This window comes from Corynebacterium sp. A21, assembly GCF_052266655.1.
Taxonomy (GTDB): Bacteria; Actinomycetota; Actinomycetes; order Mycobacteriales; family Mycobacteriaceae; genus Corynebacterium.
In genome coordinates this window covers 1-15,593 of the sequence record NZ_JBQPQY010000008.1, presented here as the reverse complement: position 1 = coordinate 15,593, position 15,593 = coordinate 1, and the positions used below count along the sequence as shown (strand labels likewise).

Annotated in this window: 12 protein-coding genes; 6 read left to right on the top strand and 6 right to left on the bottom strand. The window is 62.1% G+C overall.

The window, feature by feature from the left end:
- The first annotated feature begins 2 nt into the window (after positions 1-2).
- From ACTU46_RS11495 to ACTU46_RS11480, 4 genes are read left to right on the top strand one after another with little or no spacing between them, the layout of a single operon-like run.
- Positions 3-1,286 carry a lipopolysaccharide biosynthesis protein gene (locus tag ACTU46_RS11495; protein ID WP_443381817.1) on the top strand — a complete coding sequence of 428 codons (1,284 nt, stop codon included), beginning with the start codon at positions 3-5 and terminating at the stop codon, positions 1,284-1,286.
- A gap of 11 nt (positions 1,287-1,297) precedes the next feature.
- Positions 1,298-2,113, top strand: a complete 816-nt coding sequence (locus ACTU46_RS11490; protein WP_443381816.1) for a glycosyltransferase — start codon at positions 1,298-1,300, stop codon at positions 2,111-2,113.
- 28 nt (positions 2,114-2,141) lie between these two features.
- Positions 2,142-2,855, top strand: a complete 714-nt coding sequence (locus tag ACTU46_RS11485) for a glycosyltransferase family 2 protein (protein WP_443381815.1) — start codon at positions 2,142-2,144, stop codon at positions 2,853-2,855.
- Between the two features lie 5 nt (positions 2,856-2,860).
- Complete coding sequence (locus ACTU46_RS11480; RefSeq protein ID WP_443381979.1) at positions 2,861-3,208, top strand: DUF2304 domain-containing protein; 348 nt, start codon at positions 2,861-2,863, stop codon at positions 3,206-3,208.
- A 72-nt stretch (positions 3,209-3,280) separates the two neighbouring features.
- Here ACTU46_RS11480 and ACTU46_RS11475 read toward each other — a convergent pair whose 3' ends face one another.
- Complete coding sequence (locus tag ACTU46_RS11475; RefSeq protein WP_443381814.1) at positions 3,281-4,219, bottom strand: GDP-mannose 4,6-dehydratase; 939 nt, start codon at positions 4,217-4,219, stop codon at positions 3,281-3,283.
- A gap of 10 nt (positions 4,220-4,229) precedes the next feature.
- On the bottom strand, positions 4,230-5,441 hold the full coding sequence (locus ACTU46_RS11470) for an MFS transporter (protein ID WP_443381813.1): 1,212 nt from the start codon (positions 5,439-5,441) through the stop codon (positions 4,230-4,232).
- Between the two features lie 197 nt (positions 5,442-5,638).
- Here ACTU46_RS11470 and ACTU46_RS11465 point away from each other — a divergent pair, with 197 nt between their 5' ends.
- Positions 5,639-7,651, top strand: a complete 2,013-nt coding sequence (locus ACTU46_RS11465) for a hypothetical protein (RefSeq protein WP_443381812.1) — start codon at positions 5,639-5,641, stop codon at positions 7,649-7,651.
- 154 nt (positions 7,652-7,805) lie between these two features.
- Here the strand turns inward: ACTU46_RS11465 and ACTU46_RS11460 are convergent, their stop codons facing one another.
- Both ACTU46_RS11460 and ACTU46_RS11455 read right to left on the bottom strand, forming a co-directional pair.
- Positions 7,806-8,438, bottom strand: a complete 633-nt coding sequence (locus tag ACTU46_RS11460; RefSeq protein WP_443381811.1) for an MBL fold metallo-hydrolase — start codon at positions 8,436-8,438, stop codon at positions 7,806-7,808.
- Complete coding sequence (locus ACTU46_RS11455) at positions 8,439-9,545, bottom strand: S-(hydroxymethyl)mycothiol dehydrogenase (protein ID WP_443381810.1); 1,107 nt, start codon at positions 9,543-9,545, stop codon at positions 8,439-8,441.
- A 601-nt stretch (positions 9,546-10,146) separates the two neighbouring features.
- Between ACTU46_RS11455 and ACTU46_RS11450 the strand changes: the two genes are divergently transcribed.
- Positions 10,147-12,057 (top strand): MFS transporter, encoded by a 1,911-nt coding sequence (locus tag ACTU46_RS11450; protein ID WP_443381809.1) that lies wholly within the window; start codon positions 10,147-10,149, stop codon positions 12,055-12,057.
- 609 nt (positions 12,058-12,666) lie between these two features.
- Here ACTU46_RS11450 and ACTU46_RS11445 read toward each other — a convergent pair.
- Together ACTU46_RS11445 and ACTU46_RS11440 are read right to left on the bottom strand one after the other, a co-directional pair.
- On the bottom strand, positions 12,667-14,742 hold the full coding sequence (locus tag ACTU46_RS11445) for a glycoside hydrolase family 3 protein (RefSeq protein WP_443381808.1): 2,076 nt from the start codon (positions 14,740-14,742) through the stop codon (positions 12,667-12,669).
- Between the two features lie 268 nt (positions 14,743-15,010).
- Entirely contained in the window at positions 15,011-15,394 is a 384-nt protein-coding gene (locus tag ACTU46_RS11440; RefSeq protein WP_443381807.1) for a VOC family protein, read from the bottom strand.
- Positions 15,395-15,593 lie beyond the last annotated feature (199 nt).

Genomic DNA, 15,593 nt, shown 5'->3' with positions numbered 1-15,593 from the left:
GCATGAGAGCACTATCGCTGGCGACCATTTTTGCTGCGCTCTCCGGTTTTGTCGTCATCTACTTGGCGTCCTGGACGCTGGATAACCAGGGCTACGCCGAATTCCAGGCCTACTGGGGTCTGTTCTTCGCCTGCACCGGTTTCCTCGATGGCCTGATGCAGGAGACCACCCGGGCGGTCTCTGCGGCCAAGGAGACCGGCCGCCGCGGTAATGCTAACCCCTGGCGGCTGGGCATCATCCTGGGTTTTAGCGCACTGTTGATCGTCGCAGCCAGCGGATTCTGGTGGATGCCGATGCTGGTCACCGGTTCCACCGGCTCTGCAACCACATTGATCGCCATCGGCCTGCTCTTCTACACCTTCCAGGCGGTACTCTCGGGCATTCTCTCCGGACTCGGTTTGTGGACCCGTTATGCCTGGTTAGTGGCCCTGGACTCCGGTGTCCGCCTGGTGTTGGCCCTGGGCGCCTGGCTGTTGGGGTGGAACCTGCTGTCCTTCCTCCTCATCACCGTCATCGGCGCCGCCAGCTGGCTGGTTATTCTCGCCTCTTCCGCTGAAGCCCGACAGGCGATCCGCACCGGGGTTGATGTCGATCGTGCTTCCCTGGCACGAAGGGTCGGCTCCGCGATGCTGGCCACCGGCGCTTCCGCAGTACTGATCACCGGTTTTCCGGTACTGGTTCAGGCTACTTCGGAGCCGGATGCCGGCACCATGGTTACCGTGGCCGGCATCATAAATGCGGTCACCCTGACCCGTGCCCCTATCCTGGTGCCACTGCAGCGCTTCCAATCAGCGCTGATCGTGCGCTTTGTGAGTAACCGGGGGAACCTCTACTCCGCATTGCTGACCCCGGTGGCAGTGGTGCTGGGAATCGGTGTCCTCGGCGGTGGTCTGGCCTGGCTGATCGGCCCCTGGATCCTGGATACCTTCTTTAAGCCTGAGCTCGGCGTCCCCGGGCCGATCCTGGGCGCCCTGACCTTTGCTTCCGCGTGCACCGGCACCCTGATGATCACTGGTTCCGCCACCCTGGCACTGGAACAACACCGTGCTTATGTCACGGGGTGGATCGCCGCCACCGCCATCGCCTTGGTGGTCCTGATGCTCCCGCTGGCACTCGAGACCGCGGTCTGCGCTGCGCTGCTCATCGGCCCGCTCATCGGCATCCTGGTGCACCTGGTGGCGGTGCGCTCCGGCGCAGCAACTCCCACGAACCCGGTGTCCACCGCAGACCACACCGGTGACCCCGCCGATAGCGGCGCAACTGGCGGTCAGCCGGGTCTCGACTAGAATTCTCGCTCATGCCGAGTCTGACCGCCCTGATCACCGTTTACCACAAGATTGATCCCGGCGAACTCGCCGAGAGTCTCGGGAGCCTACGCACCCAGACCCGGCCGGCCGAGGAGATCCTCATCGTCGAAGATGGCCCACTGGGCAATGAGTTACGCCAGGTCATTGATGGTTTTCTGGCCACCACCCCGGGAGCCCGGGCAGTCCGGTTGGCTCGGAACCAGGGTTCCGGTCCAGCCTCCGCGGCCGGGTTGGAAACCATCAGCACCGAGCTGCTGGCCCGCCAGGATGCCGATGACATCTCCCTGCCGGAGCGGTTTGAAAAGCAGCTGGCCTATTTCGAGGCCCACCCGGAGGTGACTGTCGTGGGCTCCGCCGCCACGGAGTTCCGCGGCACCACCGACAATGTCATCGGGGTGCGCACCCTGCCCGCCTCACACGAGAAAATCGCGCAGTACCTCAAGATCAACAATCCCATCAGCCACCCGACGATGATGGCGCGCACCCAGGCGGTCAAGGAAGCCGGCGGATACCGGGCGGTGCACCACATGGAGGATTATGACCTCATGGCTCGGCTGCTGCGCGATGGCCGGAAGTTTCATAATCTGCCGGAGCCGCTGCTCTACTTCCGGACCTCAGCAGCCCAGTTCGAACGGCGTACCGAGAAGGGGATGTTTGCCGCCGAGAAGCAGCTGCAACACAATCTGGTCTCCTATGGAATCATCTCCCGACCCCGTTCCTGGGTGAATCTGGCGGTCCGCACCACCTACCGTGCCCTCCCTAAGGCCTTCCTGCAGCAGGTCTACGGCAAGTTGTTCCACCGATGAAAATGAATGGGCTAGCATGAAGGACATCATGAATGACGTTGCACCTTCCCAGGACTATCGGGACACCTGGCTGATCATCCCATGTTATAACGAGGGAACGGTCATCCAGGACGTCATCGAATCCGCGCGGGAGACTTTTCCCAATATTGTCGCTGTCAATGATGGCTCCGCCGATGATTCCGCCGAACGGATTCATGCCGCTGGCGCCCATCTGGTGAACCATCCGGTCAATCTCGGCCAGGGCGCCTCCATCCAGACCGGCGTCGAGTACGCCCGTAAACAGCCCGGAGCAGAATACTTCGTCACCTTTGATGCCGATGGCCAGCATCAGGTCAAGAATGTGCTGACTATGGTCGCCCGGCTGCGCTCCGAGCCGCTCGACATTGTGGTGGGCACCCGTTTCGGTCGGCCCCGTTCCGAGGATGACCAGGTGCCGCTGATCAAGCGCATCGTCTTAAAGACGGTGGTCATGCTCTCCCCCACCACCCGCAAGCTGGGGCTCTCCGATGCCCACAATGGCCTACGCGTGTTCAACCGCACCGTCGCGGAGCAGCTGAACATCCGGATGAACGGCATGTCACATGCTTCGGAGATCGTCTCGATGATCGCGGACAAGGAATGGCGGGTGTCCGAGGAACCGGTGGACATCCTCTACACCGAATATTCCATGAGTAAGGGACAGTCGTTGATCAACGGCGTCAATATTCTCGCTGACGGTCTGCTCGCAAGGAGACTCCCGTGACCATTATCATCCAGATCCTCCTGCTGTTGGGTGTCCTCGCCCTGGCCTATTACTTCATCAGCAACCGCCGGAAGGCCCGCGCCAAGGCCGGCGTGAAGCTCGGGTTCGCCCTGTTCATCGTCGTCTGCATCTGGGCGGTGCTACGCCCTGATGACCTGACCGTGGTGGCCAACCTGCTGGGGGTCTCCCGCGGCACTGATCTGCTGCTCTATGGCCTGGTGGTGGCCTTCATGTTCGTCACCATCTCCTCCTACATGCGTTTCCGCGAGCAGGAGTTGCGCTACGCCCGGCTCGCCCGCGCAGTGGCCCTGCAGAATGCGATCAAGCCCGGGGAAGAGATCAAACTGCGCTGACCCAGCCCCCAGAACGACTGACGACGCCCCGCAGACCTGGTCTGCGGGGCGTCGTTAAGCATCCGCGGTGGGCTACTGCTCGGCGCGGAAGTACGCCACGGTCCGGCGCACCCCCTCAACGATGTCGACCTCAGGCTGCCAGCCCAGGATCTTCCCGGCCTTGGCCGCCGAGATCGCCGAGCGCGGGACATCGCCCAGCCGGGCCGGCGCGAACTCCGGGTTGTCCTCGGCCTGCGCGGCCTGAGCCACCAGGCTGTGCAGCTGGCGATCCGAGGTCTCCACGGCAGTACCGATATTGAAACGCTCCCCGCCACCGAGCTCACCGGAAGCCAGGTAGAAGGCACGGATCACATCACCGACGAAAACATAGTCACGGGTGTTGCCACCATCGCCGAAGACCTTGGTCGGCTGGCCCGCCAGCAGACGCTGGGAGAAAATGGCCACCACCCCGGCCTCGCCATGCGGATCCTGACGCGGGCCATAGACATTCGCCGGAGCGATGTGCGAGCACTCCAGACCATAAAGATGGCGGTAGGTGTTCAAGTAGGTCTCACCCGCAACTTTGGAGGCCGCGTAGGGCGAGTAGGGGTCCACCGGCTGGTCCTCGGTGACCGGCAGCTGATCGGTCTCGCCGTAGATCGAGCCACCCGAGGAGGTGAACACGATCTTGCGCACCCCGTTCTTCCGGGCGGCCTCCGCGATCCGGATGGTGGCCAGGATATTGGTCTCAGCATCATGGATCGGATCGGTGACCGAAAGCCGGACATCGATCTGGGCCGCCAGGTGGAAGATCACCTCGGGCCGGTGCTCAGCGAGCAGCTGATCAAAGTCGACCTCGAGTAGATCAGCTTCGATAAAGGTCAGCTTGCCGGTCTCCTGCGCCGGGGCCAGGTTGGACAGCTTTCCGCGAGAGAGGTTATCCACCACCACAACCTCGTGCCCTTCCGCAAGCAGCAGGTCGGTGAGATTTGAACCGATGAATCCGGCGCCGCCGGTAACGAGAGTACGCATGCACACAACTTTAACAGCGACGTGCGGTCTGGCTCAGGACACCAAGGCTGAGAACGGCAATCACCGCGCCGAAACCGAGCATCTGCGGGTAGCTGAAGGTGCCACTGAGACTGGTCAGGATCGCCGGGGCCACCATGCCCGAGTAGGCCAGACAATAGAAGTATCCGGACAGTCCCGCCATCTCATTCGGGCTCGCCAGTTTCTGGCTCTCGGAGAGTCCGAGAAACATGCATAACCCATAGGACAGGCCCAGGAAGACACAGGCCAGCAGGGTCCAGCCGAGGTGATGCTGTTCGACGACCACCGCCGCCAGGATCATGCCCACCACGGTCACTCCCATGGCGATCAGGGGGCCGCGAACCTTGCCCGGCCCGGCGATCTGCGGGCCGAACTGCTGGACGATGAATCCGGTCCCGAGGGTGACCAGTGCGATCAATGCCGCGGTGGCCACCGGGAAGTCCACATAAGGTTGCAGGCGACCGGCCAACACCGCATAGGCGGTGAAGGCGGAACCGAAGACCCAGGGGCCCAGCAGGACCACCACCAGCAGGAAGCGGGGCTGCCGGGCCGAAGGTATCCGCAGATCGTTCCAGAAGGACCCCTTGACTTGACGGTGGGCGGACTGCCGGGTTTCCGGGGCGGTCAGCAGGAAGGGCAGCAGCGCCAAAGAGAGCAGCACATGGACCAGGTAGGGCAGCTGGCCCGGGATCGGCCCCCACTGGGCAAGCACTCCTGCGGCTGCCGGGCCTAGGGCGAAGCCAGCGGTCAAGGACATACTCGCCCGCTTGGCACCGGAACTAGGTGTTGCCTTCGGGTCGAAGCGCGGGGCGGAGAGTTCCTTGATCCAACTGCCGCCAGCGGTCATCGCCACCCCCACCGCAATTCCGGAGAGTACCCGGCCAGAAGCCATCAGCAGGCCGGCGTTCTCTCCGAAGGCGATCAGCACCGAGGACAGCGCGGCCAGCAACGGAGCGGGAAACATCAGGGTTCGTCGACCGTAGCGGTCCGAGAGCGGGCCCGCGGCCAGCAGGCCCACCGCCACGCCGATGGCATAGGCGACCAGCATCAGGTCGATGAAGAGATCACTGAAATTTCCCTGGCCGCGGTAGAACACGAGCATGGGGGTGAAACCATTACCTCCCCAGGCGACCGTGAAGATCGAGAGCGCCACCGCCACCCAGAGGCTGCTGCGCCCGCTGCGCCGAGTTTCCATAACGGCCATACTATGTGCTGGCACATCCTCCCGGAGTTGGTTTCACCAGCCGATCTTCACAAACCTGACAATCAAGGGTTACACCAGCGGAAACCGGCACTGAACGAACATGTCTCAGCAGTGAATTCTTAACCACAAAGATAGTACCTGTGAATTTAATTCACTAAGATCAGCGTTGTCTCATTAAATTCTTGGAAGGACAAAGGGTGCCCCCTCACCAGTTTCGCTCCCCGATCCGGGTACTTACCGCTGCCACTGCTGCTGCCCTGGCCGCTTCACTGATCTCGGTTCCCGCCACCGCAGCACCGCAGACCACCGGCGAAGCCAGCCTGCTCTCTGATCCTTTCCTGCAGCTGCCGGGCAAGGAACAGGTCAACGTCGTCTGGTTCACCGCTGAACCCGGCACCAAGCACGTGGTGCTCACCGGTGAGATCGAGAACCTGAGCTCCGAGCAGGCGCGCGCCGCGCTGGACGAGGGCCTGGCAGGCGTCACCGCCCACACCGCTGAGTCCACCCAGCTCTCCCGGATGTACGAGGATGCCGCCTCCGTCATCCCCGATGCCCCGGCTGAGGGCATCGTCTCCCGCGAGGTCCACCGCCACGAGGCCACCGTCACCGGCATCGCCGCCGAAGGCCGCACCCCCTACCGCGTCGCCTCGCTTATCGACGGCGCGGTCGCCCTCTCCGAGGTCTACTCCGCGCAGGATGAATTCAGCGCCGAGGATGACCTGACCTTCCTGCTGACCTCCGACCACCAGCAGAAGAACAACGCCCCGGCCAACCTGCAGTGGGCCGCAGAGACCCTCGGCGACATCGATGTCTCCCTGGTCGCCGGCGATCTGATCAACGTCCCGGACCGCGCCTCCGAATGGTTCGACCACGAGGGTGGCCTGGCGTTTTTCGCCGGCATGCAGGGCAACGCCGGCTTCGTCTCCCCGATGGACGGCAAGACCTACAACGGTGGCCAGATCATGCAGAACGCCGTGACCTACCCGGTGATCGGCAACCATGAGGTCATGGGACGTATCGACGGCCGCGATTCCCTGGACACCGCCTTCAACAATCCGGTCCCCCGCGAGGTGGCGGAGGCCGAGTATGAGAAGGTCGCCACCGAGGTCAATCCCACCGGTGATGCCGGCATCAAGGCACAGTGGATCGAGGATAACTCCTTCTCCACCACCAGCTATGAGGAGATCTTCTCCCTGCCGGAGTCCGCGTCCGGTGGCGAGCGCTACTACTCCACCACCATCGGCAACACCCGGCTGATCTCGCTCTACTCCACCCGTATCTGGCGCGGCACCGAAGCTGACCCGGCACCGGAGGATCGTGAAAAAACCTCTCGCTACCAGGAGGCCACTGATGTCCTGGATTCCCCGCTCGAAAAAGGCCACGGCGACTTCATCTTCGAGGACCTGACCGTCGACTCCGAGCAGTACAACTGGCTCCAGGGTCAGCTGGCTGACCCCGCCACCACCGGCGCCGAGCACGTGATCGTGATGCTGCACGAAGGACCTCAGGGCCTGGGCAACAACATCATGCCGCACTTCGCCGACCCGGTGGAGATCGAAGAGACCGATGATCAGGGCAATCTCACCGGCATCCGCTATGAGTACCCAGCTTCCGGCAACCAGCTGCTGACCTCGCTGTCCCCGCTGATCGACAACGAATCCACCCCGGTGGACCTGGTCTTCAACGGCCACTCCCACCTGTGGAACCGCTTCAAGTCCGACAACGGTGTCAACTACATCGAAACCTCCAACGTGGGCAACTCCTATGGTGCCCGCCATGAGCTCTCCGCTGACGGTCCGCGCCCGACCCCGCCCTCCCCGTGGGTCTCGGACAACTACCTGGCCATCGGCAACCCCGGTGGTCTGGCGCCGATCGTCCCCAGCGAGGCGCCGTTCGAGGCAGCCCAAGACCCCTCCCAGCCGGCACCTTATGTCGCCTCCAATGACCTCTCGGTGTTCACCGGCTTCGATTCCGGAACCGGTGTCGTGAGCAGCTGGGTCTTCGACGCCACTGACCCGGCTGCCGAACCGGTTCTGCTCGATGAGTTCAGCCTCCATGACTCCACCCCAGCCGACCAAGATCCGGTCATCCCGGGTTCCTCCACCGGTGGTCTGCTTGCTCTGCTCGCCGGCCTCGGTGCGGTCGGTGGCGCCATCGCCGCCGTTCTGGGGTTCATTCCCGGCTTTGATATCCGCCAGCTGATGCCCTGATTCCTCCTGAAATAACAAGAAGTGGGGGGGGGGGGGGGGGGGGGGGGGNNCCCCCCCCCCCCCCCCCCCCCCCCCCCACTTCTTATTGCCCGCTATTGCCCAGAAATTGTCATTCCGACGTCCTCAGCCCGGTGGCTGATCTGCCGGAGTCAACTCAGTGGCCGCGCTTGATCCATTCTTCGAGATGCGGCGACTCTGCACCGACGGTGGTGTGGTCACCGTGGCCGGTGCGCACGATCGTTTCCGCCGGCAGCTCCAGGATGGAGGTCTTCAGCGAATCGATGATCGTGTCAAAGGAGCTGTAGGAACGCCCCGTCGCACCGGGGCCACCCTGGAAGAGCGTGTCACCGGAGAAGAGTTCCCCGGGTTCCGGCAGGTAGAGGCAGCAGGAGCCCGGCGAATGCCCCGGGGTATTCAGCACCTTCAGGTCCGTGCCTGCGATCTGAAAGACCTGCTGGTCAGCCAGATTCTCATGGGCGACACCGGGGTGGGTCTCATCCCAGAGCATCTGATCGCCGGGGTGCACGAAGATCGGGGCATCCAGCTTCTCCGAGAGCTCCGGAGCCACGGTGATGTGGTCATTGTGGGCGTGGGTGCAGATGATGCCGCGGACTTTACGGCCCGCCACTGCCTCAATGATCGGTGCCGCGTTGTGCGCGGCGTCGATGATGAACACCTCGGAGTCATCGCCGACAACCCAGATGTTGTTGTCCACCTCCCATTCGCCGCCGTCGAGGGCGAAGATGCCGGAGGTTTCGACGTGCTCGATACGCAATCCATTACCCATTTAGAGGATCACCACCGAACGCAGTACCTCGCCGGCCTTCATGGTGTCGAAGGCCTCCTCAACCTGATCCAGCTTGATACGCTCTGAGACGAACTTATCCAGCGGGAAGCGGTCCTGCAGGTGCAGGTCCACATAGGTCGGGAAATCACGCTCGGGCAGGCAGTCGCCGTACCAGGCCGGACGCAGGGAGCCGCCACGGCCGTAGAAATCGATGGCCGGAACCTCGATGTGCGAGGTCTGGTTCGGAACCCCGACCATGACCATGCGGCCGGCGAAGTCACGGGAGTAGAACGCCTGCTGCCAAGTGGCCATGATGCCCACGGCGTCGATGGTCACGTCAGTGCCGAAGCCACCGGTGAACTCGCGGATCCGCTGAGCGACCTCACTGTTCTCGCCCTCGCCGGACAGCTTCGAGGAATCGATGGTGTGGGTGGCACCGAATTCCTTGGCCAGCTCCAGCTTCCGGGCGTCGATGTCCACGGCGATGATAACGGAGGCGCCGGCCAGCTTCGCACCGGCAATGGCGGCCATGCCGACGCCGCCACAACCGAAGATCGCAGCTGACTCGCCGCGCTTGATCTCAGCGGTGTTGACTGCCGCGCCCAGGCCAGCCATGATGCCGCAGCCCAGCAGGCCGGCGGCGGCCGGATCCGCATCCGGGTTGACCTTGGTGCACTGGCCCTCGTGGACCAGGGTCTTCTCGATGAAGGCACCGATGCCCAGCGCCGGGGAGAGCTCGGTGCCGTCGGTCAGGGTCATCTTCTTGGAAGCGTTGTGGGTGTTGAAGCAGTACTTCGGCTCACCCTTCTTGCAGGCACGGCACTCGCCGCAGACCGCACGCCAGTTCAGGACCACGAAATCGCCGACCTCGACGTGGGTGACGTTCTCGCCGATGGTCTCAACGATGCCGGCGGCCTCGTGGCCGAGCAGGAAGGGGAAATCATCGGCGATATCGCCGTCGCGATAAGCCAGGTCGGTGTGGCAGACCCCGCAGGCCTGGATCTTCACGATCACGTCATTGGCTCCCGGATCAGGGACCACAATGTCGACCTGCTCGACGGGAGCGCCCTTGCCGCGGGCGATGATACCGGAAACGGTGCTACTCAAGATGGAGACTCCTTCATAAGACGGGTGTGATCCCGAGCTTACCCAGATATCCACTAAGCGGACTTAATGAAAAATATTCTTACTCACTGGAGGAAAGCGCTTTTCTACGCCGTCGTTTTCAGAAGACCTCTGGCGGTGTGGATATTTGATTGGACAGCGCAGTTGCAACCAGAGATTAATGCCCGCTAACTATTTAATGGCATACAGCGCACCATAAGTGGCAGTTCCCTACCCTGTGCTCAAAAACGCGAGTGCGCAACAGTGCCCGATCCCGGAACCTCAGCTCTCCGGTGGCCCAGGAGGTTTCCCCGAGTAGCGGCGAGCACGGCTGGAGTCAGGACCTCATCACCAGCCGATCTGCTCCTTGACATCCAGGCATTTCGCCACCTCCCGACGACCCGGTAGCCAGCACACAGCACAGCTGTGGCTCCATACTCAGATGCGAAATCTGCTATAGTGCTCAATGCCCATTGGGCCATCACGGCGCATCGATGACACGACACGCGAGGTTTCTACAGACACCTTCTGACACGGCACGGTCGATCCGCTTTTCCGTTGCCGAACGTCAGGAGAATCTATGCCCCCAGCTCAAACCACCCCTGTGCACACCCAGAGACGTGCTGTCTGGATGATCGCAGTCGCGGCAGCCGCCGCGTTCCTCGCCACCTTCAACGAGACCTTCCTCAACGTGGCCTTCACGCCGATCATGGAAGACTTCAATGTCGACGTGAACACCGTCCAGTGGCTGACCACCGGCTACCTGCTGGTTGCCGCAGTGTTCGTACCAGTCTCAAACGTCCTCTACCATCGATTCCCCACGCGGCCATTGTTCGTCGCCGTGCTCGCAATCATGGTGATCGGTTCGATTGTGGGCGCCCTCGCCCCGAGTTTCGGTGTGCTCCTCATCGCACGCCTATTCCAAGCCATCGGAACGGGCCTCCTCACCCCCATTGGCATGAACATCACCCTGGCTGTCTCGCCGCGCGAGAAGTTGGGGATGAACATGGGCATCATGGCTGCGATGACCACGCTAGGGCCGTCACTGGCGATCGTTCTGTCTGGTGCACTGCTGACCATCGCGCCGTGGACCACCCTGATGTGGGTCTTCGGTGGCCTCACCATCCTCGTGATGCTTGCCGGCGCCATCATTCTGCGCAACGTCGCTGCCCTGGGCCGCCCGGTCCTCGACATCCTGTCCTTCCTGCTCGTGGCGGTGGGTCTGATCGGCATCCTCTACGGTGTGTCCGCCGCATTCGGCGGCGCCGCCCTCTATGCGGGTATCTCCGCCGTCGTTGGACTGCTCGCACTGTGGCTCTTCGTCATCCGCCAGCGTCGTATCGAGCATCCTCTGATCGACCTGCGGCCGTTCTCTAGCGCCCCGTTCGTGATCGGTGTGCTGATGACTATGCTCGGCCTGGTGTTCGTCTTCGCGATGAACGTCATCATCCCACTGTTCCTGCAGGCTGGACGCGACATGTCGCCGCTGGGTGCTTCGCTCACCCTGGCCCCAGGAATCCTCCTCACCGTTGTGGCGGGACCTCTGGCCGGCCGTCTGTTCGACCGGCAGGGTGGCCGCTGGACGATCCCCCTCGGGTTCCTCATCATGGCTGCCTTTGTCACTCTGGTCGGAGTTGCTGCCGGATACTCTTCGATCCTGCTCTTCGGTTTGCTCTACATTCCGGCGGTGCTGGCTACTGCGCTCGTTATCGGACCGTCACAGACTTTCGCGCTGTCCCAGCTTGACCGCGAGACCAGTCCGCACGGCGTCACCGTGGTCTCCACCAGCTTCCAGATTGCCGGCTGTGTGGGCACCTCGCTGGCCGCCGGTATCTACGGCGCTTTGACCGCTTCAAATGTCAGCGCCGGAAACAGCGAGTTCGATTCACTGCTCACCGGTTTCCGCGGCGCCGTTGCCCTGGTGGTTGTCACCTCGTTGATCGGCATTATCCTGGCATTCCTCGCGTATCGTTCGGCACAGTCCCAGCGTTCGACCGAGACTGCTCAGAGCCCGGAAAGCACCGTCGAGTCGATCATGAAGTCCGATGTATACGCTCTGTCCTCGGACCAGACGGTACTTGGCGCTTTGCAGACCTTCACCGAACGCGGTATCTCCGGAGCACCGGTCCTCAACGCGGATGGTTCGCTGGCAGGCTTCCTCTCCGACGGTGACGTCATGCGTTACCTGTCTGCAGCTCACCCGTCCTCCACCTCGATCTATTCTTATGCGATCGGTGCCGATGAGGACCTCGAACAGGCCATGTCTGATCTGGCGGACCTGAATGTCATGAAGCTGGCCACGGACGAGGTCATCACCATCGACGCCAACTCATCTATCGCAGACGCTGTTGCTACGCTGTCGGACGCGCATCTCAAAAAGGTGCCAGTCATACGCGGTGAGAATGGCACTGTTGTGGGCATCGTGAACCGGTCGGCAATCAACCGCCTGGCGATCGCCAGCTACCTGAACACCCGCGGTGAGACACTACAAACAGCGAGCGCAACCGCGCTCTAGATCCATGGAGACAACACGCTGTTGCTAAAGAAGTAGGCCGGGCCCCCAGGACCCGGCCTACTTCTTTATGCCCTCATACTGCCAAAAATCATCTCTGGTACTCCAGGTGAAAAGCAAGAGTTCTGCTCTCACCACACGATTCATGGGGCCTCTAGTATTTCTGCGTCAGAGTTCCGTATAGCTACGGGGAGAGCGAGTCGAGCACCTCTTCCATGGTCTTTTGCCGTCGAATGACTCAGAGTTCTCCTGCCAGATCTTGATCCAGTTGTTAACGTCCTTTTCTCGGGTCTAGACGCTTTTGTGGCTCCCACGCCGCAGCAGCTGATCGGCGAGCAACCCAAACCAGCGCTTGACCTGGTTGATCCAGGACGAACCAGTCAGGGTGAAGTACCTGGGGAAGCGCAGGCAAAAGGGCCCGCCAGTATGTCGACCTCCGCGAATTCGGGGGATACTCCCCCTTCAGCGCAGTCCATACTGCCAGGCCCTCATCGTGTGTCTCCGGACAATCCGGAGTGTGATGACTCGACATTGCCGCTCACAGCCCGGAGAGCTGTACCCCAAGAAAAGCGGTGCCCTGCACTACTCCAGACAGGACTACTCCAGACAGTCCTAGTCCAGATCAAAGGCCTCGATGGAGACCTCTCCAAACCGTTCCGGCCCAAAGCTCAGACCGTGTCCGTAGGTGTAGTTCTGCTTTCCACGATCCAGGTAGGAGTAGTTACCGTTCTCCTCATGCAGAATCTTGCCGGGGACATCCCGCGGCGAGGTTTCAATCACCCGATGGGAGAAGGGCACCGAGAGCGGCAGCTTACCCTGCGGGCCGCCGTCCACCCCGGCCAGGGACTTCAGCAGGTTGTCCGGGGTGATCTCATAGGTGGCAACCACGGCACCGGCGGCCGGCTCGATCTCGCCGAGCAGCCAAGGGTTGTTCATGTTGACCATCAGAATGGTGGGCACCAGCTTCTCGATCTCGAGCACCTGGTCCACATCCACACCATTGTCACGCGGATCCACTGAGAGGGAAACGCCCTCCAGGTCATCTTCGAAAAGCGCGATCTCGGGGCGGACCCACACCAGTGCGACATCGGCATCCTCGGGCTTTTCCACGAGCTGCACCGAGGAAGCGAAACCCTTGATCGCCGCTTCAAGCTGCTTCTGCACTTCATTGTCTTTGGTGCGGCCGGTGACGTAGACGTAGACCATGCGGGTGCCCTCATAGCGCTCAAGGGGCAGCAGGTCCTTGTTGTCCCGCAGCAGGGTCACGGACTGACGCTGTGCCTTGGCACCCAGCTCAGCCACCGCTGCCCCGCCGATGATCTCCTCGGCCTTGGCCTCGTCGACATAGGGATTCTCGAACAGACCCAGCGCGAAGATCTCCGCGAGCACCCGGGCCACCGGCTGATCGAGCTCTGCAGCGGAAAGGTGTCCCTGCTCGACTGCGGCGATCAGGTCCTCCGGGTTGGCCATGTCGGAGAAGATGTCGGTGCCGGCCTTGATCGCCCGGGCGAATCGTTCCGGCTCGCGGAGTTCTTCCACTCCCCAGACCATGGCGTCGATGACTCCGGAGTCAGAGTTGATGTAGCCCTTGAAGCCCATTTCCTCACGCAGCAGGTCCTTGAGGAAGGTCTCGTTATAAGCGAAGGCCACCTCATCGAACTGAGTGGTCGGGTTCTGCCACATCGCTTCCTTGAGCTGCGGTGCAGAGCCGTTCACCGGCTTGGCGTAGTAGGGCATGATCGAGGCGACACCAGCATCAATGGCGGCCTGGAAGGGCGGCAGGTGGTAGCTGTAGAGCGCATCCTGGGTCGGGTACTCGTTCGTCTGACCCCACTCAAAGTGCGGATCATGGCCCTCGTAGCGCACGCCGCCACCCGGGAAGTGCTTGATGGTGGTGGCCACCGAGGTGTTGCTGAGCTGTTCACCCTGCATGCCGCGGACCACGGCAGCAATGTAGTCAGAGACCAGCTGCGGGTCCTCCCCGAAGGTGCCGTTGAAACGTGACCACCTCGGCTCAGTAGCCAGGTCAGCCATATAACCGTAGAGCTTGTGGATGCCGCCGGCACGCCACTCCTTGGCGATCTCGCGGCCGAAGGTCTCCATCAGCTCTGGGTCACGGAGGGCCGCCAGCCCGAGCTCGCCCGGCCATTCAGAGAAGACGCCCGCAGACTCGTTGACACCGAACTGCGAGACCAGAGCCACGTGGTTGCGCGGGTTCGAGGCGAAGACGACCGGGATACCCAGGCGGGACTTTTCGGCGACTTCCTGGACGGCATTGGTCCAGGTAGCCAGGTCCCGCGGCGCGAGATTGTCCCGGACAATGAGGTGGCGCTGGTGGCGCAGGTTGATGGCGTTATCGGTGGATGAGGTCACCAGCACCGGCTTGGGGTACTCCTGCCCGGTGATCGGGTTCTCCTCCCGCCACACGTCATTGGCATTGAGCAGCTGCCCCTTGACCGGCTCTGGGAGGAACTTCGAGTAACCCGGATGATGGGAGCCGATGAGCATCATGCCGGCTTTTTCCTCGGTGCTCATGCGGGAGACGAGGTCCCGGGCGCGCTCTTCAGCGCTCAGGCGCCAGTCTTCATAGGGGGACAGTGAACCGTCCCCATCTAGGTCGCGAAACTCAAGCCCATCCACGTTGAGGATCTTGCCGGTGCGACTGCCCAGGGTCGGTTGCGTGGTCATAGATTCTGCTCCCATGTTCCTTCAGCTGTTATGTACTTCAAAGATTCAGCCGATGCGCCAACCCACGGCACTGCGTTGAAACGTGAAACAAGCCGGAGTCAACTCAACCGCGGGCAGCGTCGGCACAGTCTTAGTCCGAGTCTACGTGGATTTCAGGTTAATTCTCGGCGAATGGAACTACCTTGGGGGTAATCTCACACTCTTTGCTGAATATGCAGCGATCCCGCAATGCCCGTTCTGGCCAAGCGCCACCCCCCGCACGCCCCGTTTACTGCAGCTCCCCGGCATAGGTGCCGAAATAGAGTTCATGGCCGTCTGGGGTGCTCAGGCTGAAATCCCGGGAGCCGTAGTCGGTGTCCTGCAAGTCGCTGGAAATCTTCGCGCCCATTGCCACCGCCCGCGAATGCACCTCATCGGGATAGTCGGTGACGATATAGCTTCCTCCAATTCCCGGGGCGACCAGTTCGGGCCGCGCGCTACTGATCATGAGTCGGCCACCCTCCGGCCAGAGCATCTCACTGTGCTGCACCAACTCCCCCTCGGCGATCAGTACACCTTTCTCAAAGCCGAGGTCCTGCAGCCAGGTCAGCAATGCCAGCGCATCATTCGAAGTCAACAGCGGCCAAATATTGTGGTCGGCTCTGTTCGTCATGGCTTCCAGTGTCCCAGCATTATGCTCCCCCGGAGCTAACGATTGGGCAAAGATTACTTATCGACGCCGCGGTGTCCGGCCGCCCAAAACGGCGAACACCGCCCCTGCCCGGACGGGCGGGGGCGGCGTCGTTATGCAGCGCTAAAAAAGCTCAGTTGAGCTCGGGTTCCCTTACTTGGTGGCGGAGGCGAAGCGGGCA

Excerpts from the sequence above, each read along its gene's own strand:
- ACTU46_RS11440 (WP_443381807.1), bottom strand. The coding sequence starts at position 15,394 with ATGACGAACAGAGCCGACCACAATATTTGGCCGCTGTTGACTTCGAAT.
- ACTU46_RS11470 (WP_443381813.1), bottom strand. The coding sequence starts at position 5,441 with ATGGCCGTTATGGAAACTCGGCGCAGCGGGCGCAGCAGCCTCTGGGTG.
- ACTU46_RS11490 (WP_443381816.1), top strand. The coding sequence starts at position 1,298 with ATGCCGAGTCTGACCGCCCTGATCACCGTTTACCACAAGATTGATCCC.
- ACTU46_RS11495 (WP_443381817.1), top strand. The coding sequence starts at position 3 with ATGAGAGCACTATCGCTGGCGACCATTTTTGCTGCGCTCTCCGGTTTT.
- ACTU46_RS11445 (WP_443381808.1), bottom strand. The coding sequence starts at position 14,742 with ATGACCACGCAACCGACCCTGGGCAGTCGCACCGGCAAGATCCTCAAC.
- ACTU46_RS11475 (WP_443381814.1), bottom strand. The coding sequence starts at position 4,219 with ATGCGTACTCTCGTTACCGGCGGCGCCGGATTCATCGGTTCAAATCTC.
- ACTU46_RS11485 (WP_443381815.1), top strand. The coding sequence starts at position 2,142 with ATGAATGACGTTGCACCTTCCCAGGACTATCGGGACACCTGGCTGATC.
- ACTU46_RS11460 (WP_443381811.1), bottom strand. The coding sequence starts at position 8,438 with ATGGGTAATGGATTGCGTATCGAGCACGTCGAAACCTCCGGCATCTTC.